A 12,020-nucleotide genomic window follows, 5' to 3' on the forward strand; every position below is an offset into this window, starting at 1 on the left:
ATCCCGCGAAGCTGGTAGCCGGGTCCAGGGGGAGGCTTCTCCCCCTGGCCGCCGGAGGCATCTTAACTCTTACTCTTACAACTCCACCTGGTTCCCAAGCTCAACAACTCGCCCAGGCGGGATGTTGAAGAACGACGTGGCGTTCCAGGAGTTGCGCGACATGAACGCGAAGATCGTCTTGCGCCACTGGGCCATGGGGGCGTCTCCGGTAGTCAGGAGCGTCTCGCGCCCCAGGAAGAAGGAGGTGGAGTACACGTCCAGGGGGAGCCCCTTCTCGGTGGCCAGTTCCAGGATCTCGGGCACGCGGGGCGACTCCATGTAACCGTAGCGGGCGATCACCCTGTGGAACCCCTGACCCAGGTCCTCAATGGTGACCCGGTCTTCGGGCGCGACCTGGGGCGACTCGGTGGCCAGGATGGACAGAAGCACCACGCGCTCGTGCATGGCCTCGTTGTGCTTGAAGTGGTGCAGCAGCGTGTGCGGCACGCCCTCGGGCGAGATGGACATGAACACGGCGGTGCCGGAGGTGCGCTGCGGCTTGTACTCGGCGATGTCTCGCAGGAAGATGTCCACGGGCATGCGCATGTGTCCGTAGTGGCGGGCCAGGATGGCGCGCCCGTCGCGCCAGGTGACCATCACCATCAGGATGGCCAGGGCCAGGCTCAGGGTGAACCAGCCGCCGTCCACGATTTTCAGCAGGTTCGCGCCCAGGAAGCAGCCGTCGAAAAAGAGAAACAGCACCAGGAGTGGCAGGGCCTTCCACAGGGGCCACTTCCAGTTGAGGCGCAGCACCTCGAAATAGAGGATGGAGGTGATGGCCATGGTGGCGGTGACGGCGATGCCGTAGGCGGCGGCCAGGCGGCTGGACTCCTGGAAGACCAGCACCAGCCCGATGCAGGCGATCATGAGCATCCAGTTGACTGTGGGCAGGTAGATCTGGCCGATGGCCTGGCTGGAGGTGTGCACGATGTGCATGCGCGGCGTGAAGCCGAGCTGGATGGCCTGCTGGGTCAGGGAGTAGACGCCCGAGATCATGGCCTGGGAGGCGATGATGGTGGCCGCCGTGGACAGCACCACCATGGGATAGAGCATGAGCTTGGGCACCAGGGCGTAGAAGGGGTTGAAGGCCATGTCCGGATGATCCAGGAGCAGCGCGCCCTGGCCGAAATAGTTGAGCAGCAGCCCCGGCAGCACGATGCAATACCAGGACAGGCGGATGGGCAGGCGTCCGAAGTGGCCCATGTCGGCGTAGAGGGCCTCGCCGCCGGTGATGCACAGCACCACGGAGCCGAGAACCACGATGCCGTGCAGGTTGTTGATGGAGAAGAACTGTACGGCCCAGGCGGGGTTGAGCGCCGAGAGGATCATGGGCTCGGCGATGATCTCGGCAAGGCCGAGCCCGCCGATGACGCAGAACCACAGGATCATCACAGGCCCGAAGATCCTGCCGATGGCTGCGGTGCCGTGCTTCTGGAACATGAACAGGCCCACCAGCACCACGCAGGTCAGGGGGGCCACGTAGTCCTTGGCGGCGGCGGTGGCCACTTCCAGGCCCTCGATGGCGGACAGTACGGAGATGGCCGGGGTTATCACTCCGTCGCCGTAGAGGAGCGCCGCGCCGAACGCGGCCATGAGGAGCATGTACGGCCAGTAGCGGCCCTTGCTGGCCGGGCCGGAGCGCAGCATGGCCAGCAGGGCGAAGATGCCGCCCTCGCCCTTGTTGTCGGCGCGCAGGATGAACACCACGTATTTGAGGCTCACCACGATCATGAGCGACCAGAACACCATGGACAGCACCCCCAGCACGTTGGCCTGGGTGACGGGCACGGCGTGCATGCCGTGGAAGCATTCCTTGATGGTGTAGAGCGGGCTTGTGCCGATGTCGCCGTAGACGATGCCCAGTGCGGCCAGGGCCAGCGACGCGGTCTGGGCCTTGGTGCAGGAGCCGCCGTGGGGCGAATGGGAAGAAGAGTCCTCGGGCAGGGAGCAGGGACGCATGAAAAAGGCCTCCTAAGCGTGGGCTGAAGCACGGGCAAAGGCTCGGGCTCAAGCGCAGGTGTGGGTACTCGGGAAGGCCCCCACACCAGTTAGGAGGTCTCCCTTCGACGCTTACGAGGTTAGCTGACGGGCTCGGGCCGAAAGGTGCCCTACGCGCATGCGCGATTCGCCCCAAAAAATGGGTCCCCCGCTCCCGCCCATGGCGGGACTCAGCGATTCATTGCGGCATCTACGCCCGAGGGTTTGCGGAGTCAACGCCGCGCGCTTTCCTTTTTTCCAAATTCGGTTATCAGGGAGCATCTTCCCTTTTTTTGGAGGCAATCATGAACGTGCTCATCGTGTACTATTCCATGTATGGACATATCCAGACCATGGCCAAGGCCGTGGCCGAAGGCGTCTCCCAGGTGGCAGGCGCGACGCCGATTATGCGCCGCGTGCCCGAGACGCTGCCCGCCGAGGTGTTGGAGAAAATGGGCGCCACGGCGGCCCAGGCGGCGCAGAGCGCGGTGCCGGTTTGCACCGTGGACGAGTTGGCCGAGGCCGACGCCATCATTTTCGGCACGCCCACGCGGTTCGGCAACATGTGCGGCCAGATGCGCCAGTTCCTGGACGCAACCGGCGGCCTGTGGATGAAAGGGGCGCTGGTGGGCAAGGTGGGCTCGGTGTTCGCAAGCTCCGCCACGCAGCACGGCGGACAGGAATCCACCATCCTGACGTTCCACGTGACGCTCCTGCACCAGGGAATGGTGATCGTTGGCCTGCCCTACGCTTACCAGGGCCAGATGGGCGTGGAGGAGATCAAGGGGTGCTCGCCGTACGGGGCCAGCACCATCGCGGGCGGCGACGGCTCGCGCATGCCCACCGAGATCGAACTTGCCGGGGCGCGCTGGCAGGGCAGGCACGTGGCGGAAATCGCCACGAAGCTCACCAGGTAGCGCCGTTGTTTGAACAATATGAAGCAATGCCCTCGCGTTCACCGGGAGAACAGTCCCCCAGCAGGACGCGAGGGCCATCGCACGTCAGCGATCCTTCCAGTTCCACCATTTGAGCTTATCCGGGTCTCGCCGGGCGGGCGGGGTGGCGGCAAAGTAGACCGCCTCCCGGAACACGTAGAGCACGCAGCGGTCCTGGTGCTTGCCCCGCTGGGCGATCAGGGTGTCGTACATCTCCTGTGGGTCTCGGCGGGCGAGGTCCTCCATGGTGCGGATGCCGAGTTCCCAGAGGTCGAGGGCCATGGCCGGTCCCACGCCCGGAATGGTGCGCAGGAGCTTTTCCGTTTGCTTGTCCATGGGGCCTCCCCTATCATTTCACGGCCATGACAAAAAGCCTGCTCATATCCGGCACGCACTCCGGGTGCGGCAAGACCTCGCTGACGCTGGGGCTTCTGGCCGCGCTCACCCGGCGGGGCCTTTCCTGCGCGCCCTTCAAGACAGGACCGGACTTCATCGACCCCGGGCTGCACGCCCTGGCCTGCGGGCGCACAAGCCACAACCTGGACTCCTGGATGCTCTCCGAGGCGGCCAACCGGGAAATCTTCGCCCGGTACGCGTTCGGCGCGGACTTGGCCGTGGCCGAAGGGGCCATGGGCCTGTTCGACGGAGCATCAGGCACAAACGAGCGCGGTAGCGCGGCCCACATGGCCAAGATGCTTGGCGTCCCGGTCCTTCTGGTGATCGACGCCTCGGGCATGGCCCGCAGCGCAGCCGCCGTGGCCCAGGGCTTCGCGCGCTTCGACCCGCAGCTGTCCCTGGCCGGGGTGGTCTTCAACCGCGTGGGCGGGCCGGGGCATCGCGAGATCCTGTCCGAGGCCATGATGCAGGCGGGCATCCGGGTGCTGGGCTATCTGCCCAAGGCCCCGGAACTGGCGCTGCCCTCGCGCCATCTGGGCCTCGTTACCGCCCAGGATCTGGGCCAGGACCTGGGCCAGGACCTGGACGCTGGCCGAAGCCTGCCCGCATGGCTTACCCGGCTGGCCGACTGGGTGGAGGCCGGGACGTTGCTGGACGCGCTCCTGGAAGCGCTGCCGGATACTCCGTTGGATTTGTCTCCGCAGGAGCAGGCGGAGCCGAGGGCCGACAGGACGCAACCCGTGCGCCTGGGCGTGGCCCGAGACCGGGCCTTCTGTTTCGCCTACGCCGAGAACCTGCGCCTGCTGGAAGCCGCAGGAGCCGGGATCGTCCCCTTCTCGCCCCTGGCCGACTCCCGCCTGCCCGAAAATCTCCACGGGCTGTATCTGCCCGGCGGCTATCCCGAGCTGCACGCCCAGGCCCTCTCGCAGAACGCCTCCATGCTGGCGGCCATCCGCGCCTTCGCCCTGTCCGGCAGGCCGGTTTACGCCGAGTGCGGCGGGTTCATGGCACTCATGCAGGCCATCGTGGACGCCGAGGGCCGCTCCTGGCCCATGGCCGGGGTGTTCCCCTGCGCGGCCCGCATGCAGACGCGCTTTTCGGCGCTGGGCTACCGTGAGGCCCGCTTCACCGCAGACACGCCGCTCGGGCCGCAGGGCACGGCGGCGCGCGGCCATGAGTTCCACTATTCAAGCCTGGAGAACGCCCCAGACGCGCCAGCCGTCTACTCCCTGGCCGGGCGCAAAGGCCCGCTGGATACGCCCGAGGGCTTTCTCGCCGGGAACACGCTCGGCAGCTATGTGCATCTGCATTTCGCCTCCAACCCCGCTCTGGCCGGGAACTTCGTGGCGTCCATGCGCCGCGCGGAGGATGCATGACCACGCGGACTCTACGACAGGGATTCACCACCGGTTCGGCTGCGGCTGCTGCGGCCAAGGCCGCGCTTTCTTTCCTGTTGGAAGGGAAGGAGACCCGGATAGCCGACATCCCCCTGCCCGGCGGCGGCAGGCTGGACGTGCCCGTTGACAGTGTGGCGCGGGAAGAGGCTGGAGTCAGGGCGACGGTGGTCAAGGACGCGGGCGACGACCCCGACGCCACCAACAAGGCGCGTATTTCCTGCGTGGTAAGAATTATAAGAGAGGAGAAGAGGCCTCCGGCGGCCAAAGGGCTCCGCCCTTTGGAAACCCTAATGGGGGACGCCGGTGACGCTGGACCAGGGAGTGGGGGCGGTCAGCGGGGGGAGGTTCCTGCGATGTTCGCGGGAGAGGCCGGAGTTGGGCGTGAGGTTGAATCGGGGGAGGGGGGCCTTGCGGAAGCAGGAGAAGTCCGGGTGGAGATTCTCGGCGGGCGCGGCGTCGGGCGCGTGACGTTGCCTGGATTGCCTGTGGCCGTGGGACAACCCGCCATCAACCCCGTGCCGCGCGCCCAGATCGAGCAGGCTGCGCGGGAGGTTCTGGACCAGGCCGGGTTCGCGGGCGAAGTCCGGCTGACCATCGAAGTGGAGGACGGCGAGACCATCGCCCGCCGCACTTTGAATCCTCGACTGGGCATCGTGGGAGGAATTTCGATCCTGGGGACGCAGGGCATCGTCAAGCCCTACAGCCACGAGGCCTGGAAGGCCACCATCGAGTCCGGCCTCCAGGTGGCGCGCGCCGCCGGAATCGACACCGCAGCCTTCTCCACCGGGCGGCGCAGCGAGCGCATGCTCATGGCGCACCGTCCGGAACTGCCGGAGCTGTGCTTCGTGCAGGCTGCTGATTTCTACGGATTCTCTATGAAAAGGGCGCAGGAGATGGGCTTTTCGCGCATCGTCTGGGGCTGCTTCTTCGGCAAGCTGGCCAAGATGGCCCAGGGCCTGGAGTACACCCACGCCCACGCCCAGCCCACGAACTTCGCGGCCCTGGCCGGGCTGGCCGCCCAGGCCGGAGCGCCCCCGGAGGCTTGGCGCGCCGTGGCCCAGGCCAACACCGCCCGCCACGCCCTGGAGATCGTGCCTGATGGCGAAATCCGCCAGCGTTTCGCGGCCCTGACCGCAGCCCGCGCACTGGAAACGGCCCGGTCCTTTTTCAGCACCGGGCCGCAACCAGAGGTCGAAATTGTCTGTTTCGGGTTCGAAACGGGCGTCCTGGCCGAAGTTCCCGCCGGGACGGGGCCGAAGCCTACACTTCGTAATCGATGACGCGGCGCTCGGAGGCCACGGCCTTGATGAAGGCCACCACTTTCTGGTGCTCGGGGTGGATGGCGTAGGCCTTCAGGTCTTCCTTGGTCTTGAAAGCGGTGTACAGGGCGATGTCCGTGGGCGGCACGGACTCGAACAGGCCGTCGGTGGCCACTTCCAGCTCCACGCAGCCGGGCACCTTGGCGGGCAGCGCTTCCAGCATGGCTTTCATGGCGGCGAGATTCTCGGCCTTGGTCTTGCCTTCGGCTTCTTCCTTGAGGTTCCACATGACGATGTGCTTGATCATGATAAATCCTTTCGTTTCCGGGTAACCGGTGTTTTACCTCAGCCGGGCCGCCTCCGGGCAGCCGCGAGGGGCTGGCGTTCAGGTGCGGGCTCACGGTACACGGTGTTGCCGCCAGCACGCAAGACTCCCGCCAGTCCGCCCGGCGAGGCACGGCAAATCAGCAGGATAACGCGGACCCCACGCGTAAAGGCATTCCATGAAGAATCGACTGACAGACCCCCTGATCGAAGTGCTCGGCCTGGGCATGGGCTCTTCGCTCAACCGGGCCGAAATGGAGCGCCTTGTCAGCGCGGACGTCCTGGCGGGCGGCGCGAGGCTTCTGGCCCGCTTCGCCCATCTGCCCGGCGAGCGCATCGTGGTGGGCTCGCCCCTGTCCGAGGCCCTGGAACGCATGGCCAAGGCCCGCGCCGAGGGCCTGCGCGTGGCCGTGCTGGCCGACGGCGACCCTTTGTTCTACGGCATCGGAACCCGGCTGGTGGAACACTTCGGGGCGGACGCGCTGCACTTCACGCCGGGCATCACCGCCGTACAGGCTGCCTGCGCCCGCCTGGGCCTCACCTGGAACGATCTCGCCGCAGTGTCCCTGCACGGGCGAGACGACCCCGGCCCCTTGCTCGCGGCCCTGGCCGCCTCGGGCCGCGCCGCCGTGTACACCGATCAGGTCAACACGCCCTCGGCCATCGGCATGCTCCTGCTGGAATATTCCCTGGACGACGCTGTCCTGTGGGTGTGCGAGAACCTGGGCGGCCCCGAGGAGCGCCTGCGCCGCTTAAGCCCCGCCGAGGCCGCGCGCGAGGAGTTCGCCCCGCTCAATCTGGTGATCGTCCAGATTGCGTCCGCGTCGGACGCCCGGCCGATGCTCGGCCGACCTGACGATTTCTACCACCGCCACGACGGCCTCATCACCAAAGGCCCGGCCAGGGCCTGCTCCGTGGCGGCGCTTCGCCTGACGCCTGACGCCGTGCTGTGGGACGTGGGCGCGGGGTGCGGGTCGGTGGGCATCGAGGCGCTGGCGCTCATGCCGCGCGGGCGGGTCTTCGCCGTGGAGCGCGACCCCGAGCGCCATCAGGCCATCAAGGAGAACATCCGCCGCAGCGGCGCGTGGCTGGTCAAGGCCGTGAAGGGCGCGGCCCCCGAGGCGTTCGTGGGGCTTCCCGATCCGGACCGGGTGTTCGTGGGCGGGTCGCTGGGAAACCCTGGAGCCGTGGGCGCGGCAAAAGCGCCAGCTTCCGGCAAGGCCAAGCCGGGCGCGCTGGCCGAGGCCTGCCGCAGGCTGAAGCCCGGCGGGCGCATCGTGGCCAACACGGTGCTCCTGGGGTCGCTGCACGCAGCGCTGGAACATTTCCAGGCGCTTGGCTGGCCCGTGGAGGTCACGCAGGTGCAGGCCGGGGTGTCCGCCCCCCTGGCCGGGGACCTGCGCCTGTCCGCGCAGAACCCCATCTTCATCGTGGCTGCGGACAAACCCTCTTCTTCGTGATACAGGTTGGCGCATGCAGAGCATCTACGAATCCGTCACCAACATCTTCGAGCCCATGGTCCGCTTCTGGGAGAACCCCAGGACCGAGCGGGCCATCTCCGGGGCGCTGGTCATCATCTTCCTGGCAGCCCTGGCCTGCATCGAGCTCAAGCGGCACGGCCTGCTCCCCCCCTGGCTGCACGTCCTCACGCCGGACAACCACTTCCACGCCGTGGGCCTGGCCTTCACCCTGGTGCTCATCCTGGAGGTCATCGGGCTCATCTTCATCCTGCCCTGCTCCTTCTCCAAGTCCATGGGCAAGCAGTTCGAGATCCTGTCCCTGATTCTTCTGCGCAACTCCTTCAAGGAGCTGGTCAACCTGCCCGAGCCCATCCACGTCACCGCCGACTGGACGCCCATCCTGCACATCGTGTCCGACGGGGTGGGCGCGCTGCTGATCTTCGGGCTGCTCGGCGTGTACGACCGGCTCCAGCAGCCCAAGCAGACGCTGGCCCGCTCTGGCCACGCCCGCTACTCCTTCATCGCCTCCAAGAAGATCGTGGCCCTGTTCCTGCTCGGGCTCTTCACGGTGCTTGGGGCCATGGCCATCAGCGACGCCGTGCGCGGCAGGCACACCTTCGATTTCTTCGACACCTTCTACACCGTGCTGGTGTTTTCGGACATCCTGCTGGTGCTTCTGTCCCAGCGGTTCATCCCCGGCTACCTGGCGGTGTTCCGCAACTCCGGCTACGCCCTGGCCACGCTCGGCATCCGCCTCGCCCTGGCCGCGCCGCCCTATTTCAACACGCTCCTGGGCGTGGGCGCGGCGGTCTACGCCGTGGCCCTCACCTGGACCTTCAACCGCCTCTCCGACCGCTCGGACACTTCCGGGCGCACCGCAGCGCCCCAGGGCAAACAGCCATGACCTCCAGGATGCACTTCGTCGGCGCCGGACCCGGCGACCCGGAACTCCTGACCGTCAAGGCGGCCCGGCTCATCGCCCAGGCCGATCTGGTGATTTATCCGGGGTCGCTGACGCCCAAGGATATCGTTGATCTGGCCAAGCCGGGAGCAGAGCGCCTGGACAGCGCCTCCATGACCCTGGAACAGACACACGCCGCCATCATGGACACCCTCTCGCGCGGCGGACGCGTGGTGCGCCTCCAGGCCGGGGACCCCGCCCTGTACGGCACCGTCACCGAACAGGCCCGCCTTTTGGACGCCGAGGGCGTGGACTACGCCGTGGTGCCAGGCGTGACCGCCGCCGCCGCCACCGCCGCCGCACTCAAGATTTCGGTCACCGCGCCGGAAGTCACCCAGACGCTCATCCTCACGCGCCTTGCAGGGCGCACGCCCGTCCCCGAAGCCGAGGCCCTGCGCGAACTGGCCCGGCACCACAGCGCCCTGGCCGTGTACCTGAGCTCCACCGACCCCGAAGGCGTGCGCGAGGAGCTTCTGGCCGGGGGCTATCCGCCGGACACCTGCGTGGCCGTGGCCCACCGCGTGGGCTGGCCCGAAGAGCAAGTGCACGTCTGCACCGTGGCGGACTTTCCGGAGCTTGTGCGCCAGCGCGGACTGACCCGCCAGACGCTCTTTCTGGTGCTGCCCGGCTACGGCTCGGACACGCGCTCCAAGCTCTACGACCCGGCCTTCACCCACGGCAGCCGCCAGGGACATGAGCCAGCCTGACCCCGTCTGAACTCGCTTGGCCTCTCGCGCTTCACCCTGCGGCCAGCCGCGCGGCCAGAGCCACGAATACCGAGCCCATCACCTTGTTGCGCACCCGCGACAGCCTGCCCGAAACGTTGACCCGTCGCGCCAGCCCGCTGGCCGCCAGCACGTATCCTGCGTCGAACAGGCAACCCGCCGCCACCAGCACCGCCCCCAGCCACACGAACTGAACCAGCAGCGGCCCGCGTTCGGGCGAGACGAACTGCGGCAGCAGCATGGCGCAGAACATCAGCGCCTTGGGGTTGAGCAGATTGGTGAGGAAGCCGCGCGCCACCGCGCCCCATGGCGACAGCTCCTCCCGTGCCTGCTCCGCAGCGCCCGGCTTCGCGCGCCAGAGCTTCCAGGCCAGCCACAGCAGGTAGGCCGCGCCAGCGCCCCGCACCGCCAGGAGCAGCGCGGGCTGCTCCGACAACAACGCCGCCAGCCCCAACCCCGAGACCATCACGTGCGCAAACCGCGCGACCGCGATGCCCCCGGCGCAGCAAAACCCCGCGCGCGCCCCGTTCCCGGCGGATACGGCCATGATAAGCGCCATGTCCGGGCCAGGGGTCAGGTACACTGCCGCCACGGCGGCGAGATACACAGCGAACACGTCTGCTTCGATCATGGCGGCCCTCCTGGACTCCTTTTGGCAGAATAGTCGCCCAGGAAGGAAATTGCCTTGCTTTTCCCATGCTGATTTCTCAATACTTGGGCAGATAAATTTAAACAGAGGCATAAATGGGAAAGACTCTTGCGGAATCAGGGCTGGACGAGGTGGACCGCAGCATTCTGCGCCTGGTACAGCAGGACGGGCGCATGTCCAACGCGCGTCTGGCCGAGGCCCTGTCTCTGAGCGAGACGCCCAGTTGGCGGCGGCTCAAGCGCCTGGAAGCCGAAGGGTTCATCGAGGGGTATCAGGCCAACCTGAGCCGCCGCCGCATGGGTTTTGGCGTGCTGGCCCTGGTGCAGATCTCCTTCGGTAACCACGCCAGCGACGCCCCGGCGCGCTTCGAGGAGGCAATCCAGGCCATTCCCGAGGTGCTCTCCTGCCACAACGTCACCGGCGAGGCCGATTACTTCCTGCAGATCGTGGCCCCGGACCTGGACGCCTATGGGCGTTTTGTTTCCGAGGTGCTGCGCGGCATGCCCGGCATCACCTCCATTCGTTCCAGCCTGTCGCTGCGCGAAGTCAAAGCCTCCACACGTCTGCCGGTATAACTTCACACACGAAGGAGCCCTCATGCACACCTTGACCGTCAAGACCGCCCGGCGCGAAGACCTGGTGGCCATCACCGCGCAGCTTCAGGACATTGTAGCCGTAAATGGCTGGCAGAGCGGCATGCTGTTCCTGCACTGCCCCCACACCACCGCAGGCCTGACCGTGAACGAAAACGCCGACCCGGACGTGGTGCGCGACGTGCTGGCCACGCTCTCCCGGCTGGTGCCCAAGGAGGGCGACTACCGCCACAGCGAGGGCAACTCCGACGCGCACGTGAAGGCCAGTTGCATGGGGCCGGGGTTGAGCCTGATCGTGGAGGGCGGGCGCATCCGCCTGGGCACGTGGCAGGGCGTGTTCTTCTGCGAGTTCGACGGCCCCAGGAACCGGCAGCTGTGGGTGCAGTGGATGGGCGCGTGAGGGGGAAGAGGGAGAGAAGAGAAGAGTAAGATGCCTCCGGCGGGCAAAGAGGGCTCCGCCCTCTCTGCACTCTCCCGCCAGGGGGATGATCCCCCTGGACCCTCAGTTAGCTTCGCGGGATGGGGGGGAAGCTGCGTCGGGTCAGCGTCCTTTGGCCACGGTCAGGTAGACCATGCGGGCTACCACGCCAAGGAGCGGCGCGCCCAGGGCGAAGAAGATGGCCACGTTGAAGTTCTGCTGCACCCAGGGAATCTGCCCGAAAAAGTAGCCGCCGAAGAGGTACAGCGGCGTCCAGATAATTTTGCCGATGGCGTTGTATTTCAGGAATTCGCGCCACTCCATGCGCACGATGCCACCCACCAGCGGCGCGACGCCCCGCAGGATGGGCACGAACCGCGCGGCGATGATGGTCACGCCGCCGTGGAGTTCGTAGTATTGATGAGCTTTTTCGAGGGCCTGGGGAGACAGGAAGGGAATCCTGCGCCGCGCGAAAAAGTGTCCGCCCAGGTAGCGGCCGCAGGCGAAGTTCACGGTGTCGCCCAAAAAGGCTGCCAGGATGGTCAGCAAAAGCGTCCCCCACAGGCTGAAGTCCGCTCCGCGCGAAACCAGCGCCCCCACGGCGAAGAGCACCGTGTCCGACGGCAGCGCCGTAGCGATGATAAGGCCCGTCTCCGCGAACACCACCAGGAACATGAGCCCGTACACCCACAGGCCGTATTCTGCGTTCAAACCGAGCAGATGACCTTCCAGGTGGATGAACACGTCCCAGATTTCAGCCATCGTCATTCACACTCCTAAAAATCCCACTAACGCTTCGTCAAGTTTCCGCTCACCCACCAGACTCCCGCTCGCACTCCGCGAAGCCCACTGAGGGTCCAGGGGGATCATCCCCCTGGCGGGTCCAG

13 protein-coding genes and 1 riboswitch are annotated in these 12,020 nt (G+C 66.8%); of the genes, 8 read left to right on the forward strand and 5 right to left on the reverse strand.

The window, feature by feature from the left end:
- Positions 1-75 precede the first annotated feature (75 nt).
- On the reverse strand, positions 76-1,998 hold the full coding sequence (locus G453_RS0105825) for a potassium transporter Kup (protein ID WP_027190291.1): 1,923 nt from the start codon (positions 1,996-1,998) through the stop codon (positions 76-78).
- Between the two features lie 93 nt (positions 1,999-2,091).
- A riboswitch (cyclic di-AMP (ydaO/yuaA leader) is annotated at positions 2,092-2,223 on the reverse strand.
- 98 nt (positions 2,224-2,321) lie between these two features.
- Here G453_RS0105825 and wrbA point away from each other — a divergent pair.
- Positions 2,322-2,933: an NAD(P)H:quinone oxidoreductase gene (wrbA, locus tag G453_RS0105830; protein ID WP_027190292.1), complete on the forward strand. Its 612-nt coding sequence runs from the start codon at positions 2,322-2,324 to the stop codon at positions 2,931-2,933.
- A gap of 84 nt (positions 2,934-3,017) precedes the next feature.
- Here the strand turns inward: wrbA and G453_RS0105835 are convergent, their stop codons facing one another.
- Complete coding sequence (locus G453_RS0105835; protein WP_027190293.1) at positions 3,018-3,287, reverse strand: helix-hairpin-helix domain-containing protein; 270 nt, start codon at positions 3,285-3,287, stop codon at positions 3,018-3,020.
- Positions 3,288-3,313: 26 nt separating this feature from the next.
- Between G453_RS0105835 and G453_RS0105840 the strand changes: the two genes are divergently transcribed.
- The gene (locus tag G453_RS0105840) at positions 3,314-4,723 is read left to right on the forward strand and encodes a cobyrinate a,c-diamide synthase (protein WP_027190294.1); all 1,410 of its coding nucleotides are present in this window, start codon (positions 3,314-3,316) and stop codon (positions 4,721-4,723) included.
- A complete protein-coding gene (gene cbiD / locus G453_RS22620; RefSeq protein WP_043644676.1) occupies positions 4,720-6,024 on the forward strand; it encodes a cobalt-precorrin-5B (C(1))-methyltransferase CbiD in 1,305 nt (434 codons plus the stop codon). Before G453_RS0105840 ends, cbiD begins: the two co-directional genes overlap by 4 nt.
- Here cbiD and G453_RS0105850 read toward each other — a convergent pair.
- On the reverse strand, positions 6,005-6,310 hold the full coding sequence (locus G453_RS0105850) for a Dabb family protein (protein ID WP_027190295.1): 306 nt from the start codon (positions 6,308-6,310) through the stop codon (positions 6,005-6,007). The genes cbiD and G453_RS0105850 overlap by 20 nt on opposite strands.
- A 196-nt stretch (positions 6,311-6,506) precedes the next feature.
- Between G453_RS0105850 and G453_RS0105855 the strand changes: the two genes are divergently transcribed.
- Genes G453_RS0105855 through cobM form a run of 3 tightly spaced genes read left to right on the forward strand, consistent with a single transcriptional unit; the run spans position 6,507 to position 9,455 of the window.
- Positions 6,507-7,787: a bifunctional cobalt-precorrin-7 (C(5))-methyltransferase/cobalt-precorrin-6B (C(15))-methyltransferase gene (locus tag G453_RS0105855; protein WP_027190296.1), complete on the forward strand. Its 1,281-nt coding sequence runs from the start codon at positions 6,507-6,509 to the stop codon at positions 7,785-7,787.
- 13 nt (positions 7,788-7,800) lie between these two features.
- Positions 7,801-8,691 carry a hypothetical protein gene (locus G453_RS22625; RefSeq protein ID WP_043644678.1) on the forward strand — a complete coding sequence of 297 codons (891 nt, stop codon included), beginning with the start codon at positions 7,801-7,803 and terminating at the stop codon, positions 8,689-8,691.
- Positions 8,688-9,455 (forward strand): precorrin-4 C(11)-methyltransferase, encoded by a 768-nt coding sequence (gene cobM, locus G453_RS0105865; protein WP_027190297.1) that lies wholly within the window; start codon positions 8,688-8,690, stop codon positions 9,453-9,455. Before G453_RS22625 ends, cobM begins: the two co-directional genes overlap by 4 nt.
- A gap of 31 nt (positions 9,456-9,486) precedes the next feature.
- On the opposite strand, the gene G453_RS0105870 is transcribed toward cobM, so the two are convergent.
- Positions 9,487-10,104: a LysE family translocator gene (locus G453_RS0105870; RefSeq protein WP_027190298.1), complete on the reverse strand. Its 618-nt coding sequence runs from the start codon at positions 10,102-10,104 to the stop codon at positions 9,487-9,489.
- 113 nt (positions 10,105-10,217) lie between these two features.
- Between G453_RS0105870 and G453_RS0105875 the strand changes: the two genes are divergently transcribed.
- Together G453_RS0105875 and G453_RS0105880 are read left to right on the forward strand one after the other, a co-directional pair.
- Positions 10,218-10,697: an Lrp/AsnC family transcriptional regulator gene (locus G453_RS0105875; RefSeq protein ID WP_027190299.1), complete on the forward strand. Its 480-nt coding sequence runs from the start codon at positions 10,218-10,220 to the stop codon at positions 10,695-10,697.
- Positions 10,698-10,719: 22 nt separating this feature from the next.
- Positions 10,720-11,115 carry a secondary thiamine-phosphate synthase enzyme YjbQ gene (locus G453_RS0105880; RefSeq protein ID WP_027190300.1) on the forward strand — a complete coding sequence of 132 codons (396 nt, stop codon included), beginning with the start codon at positions 10,720-10,722 and terminating at the stop codon, positions 11,113-11,115.
- A 141-nt stretch (positions 11,116-11,256) separates the two neighbouring features.
- On the opposite strand, the gene G453_RS0105885 is transcribed toward G453_RS0105880, so the two are convergent.
- Positions 11,257-11,901 (reverse strand): VTT domain-containing protein, encoded by a 645-nt coding sequence (locus tag G453_RS0105885; RefSeq protein WP_027190301.1) that lies wholly within the window; start codon positions 11,899-11,901, stop codon positions 11,257-11,259.
- Positions 11,902-12,020 lie beyond the last annotated feature (119 nt).

Origin of the sequence: Fundidesulfovibrio putealis DSM 16056, assembly GCF_000429325.1 — a bacterium.
Lineage (GTDB): Bacteria > Desulfobacterota > Desulfovibrionia > Desulfovibrionales > Desulfovibrionaceae > Fundidesulfovibrio > Fundidesulfovibrio putealis.

Excerpts from the sequence above, each read along its gene's own strand:
- cbiD (WP_043644676.1), top strand. The coding sequence starts at position 4,720 with ATGACCACGCGGACTCTACGACAGGGATTCACCACCGGTTCGGCTGCG.
- G453_RS0105855 (WP_027190296.1), top strand. The coding sequence starts at position 6,507 with ATGAAGAATCGACTGACAGACCCCCTGATCGAAGTGCTCGGCCTGGGC.
- G453_RS0105870 (WP_027190298.1), bottom strand. The coding sequence starts at position 10,104 with ATGATCGAAGCAGACGTGTTCGCTGTGTATCTCGCCGCCGTGGCGGCA.
- G453_RS0105835 (WP_027190293.1), bottom strand. The coding sequence starts at position 3,287 with ATGGACAAGCAAACGGAAAAGCTCCTGCGCACCATTCCGGGCGTGGGA.
- G453_RS0105880 (WP_027190300.1), top strand. The coding sequence starts at position 10,720 with ATGCACACCTTGACCGTCAAGACCGCCCGGCGCGAAGACCTGGTGGCC.
- G453_RS0105875 (WP_027190299.1), top strand. The coding sequence starts at position 10,218 with ATGGGAAAGACTCTTGCGGAATCAGGGCTGGACGAGGTGGACCGCAGC.
- G453_RS0105885 (WP_027190301.1), bottom strand. The coding sequence starts at position 11,901 with ATGACGATGGCTGAAATCTGGGACGTGTTCATCCACCTGGAAGGTCAT.
- cobM (WP_027190297.1), top strand. The coding sequence starts at position 8,688 with ATGACCTCCAGGATGCACTTCGTCGGCGCCGGACCCGGCGACCCGGAA.
- wrbA (WP_027190292.1), top strand. The coding sequence starts at position 2,322 with ATGAACGTGCTCATCGTGTACTATTCCATGTATGGACATATCCAGACC.
- G453_RS22625 (WP_043644678.1), top strand. The coding sequence starts at position 7,801 with ATGCAGAGCATCTACGAATCCGTCACCAACATCTTCGAGCCCATGGTC.
- G453_RS0105825 (WP_027190291.1), bottom strand. The coding sequence starts at position 1,998 with ATGCGTCCCTGCTCCCTGCCCGAGGACTCTTCTTCCCATTCGCCCCAC.
- G453_RS0105850 (WP_027190295.1), bottom strand. The coding sequence starts at position 6,310 with ATGATCAAGCACATCGTCATGTGGAACCTCAAGGAAGAAGCCGAAGGC.
- G453_RS0105840 (WP_027190294.1), top strand. The coding sequence starts at position 3,314 with ATGACAAAAAGCCTGCTCATATCCGGCACGCACTCCGGGTGCGGCAAG.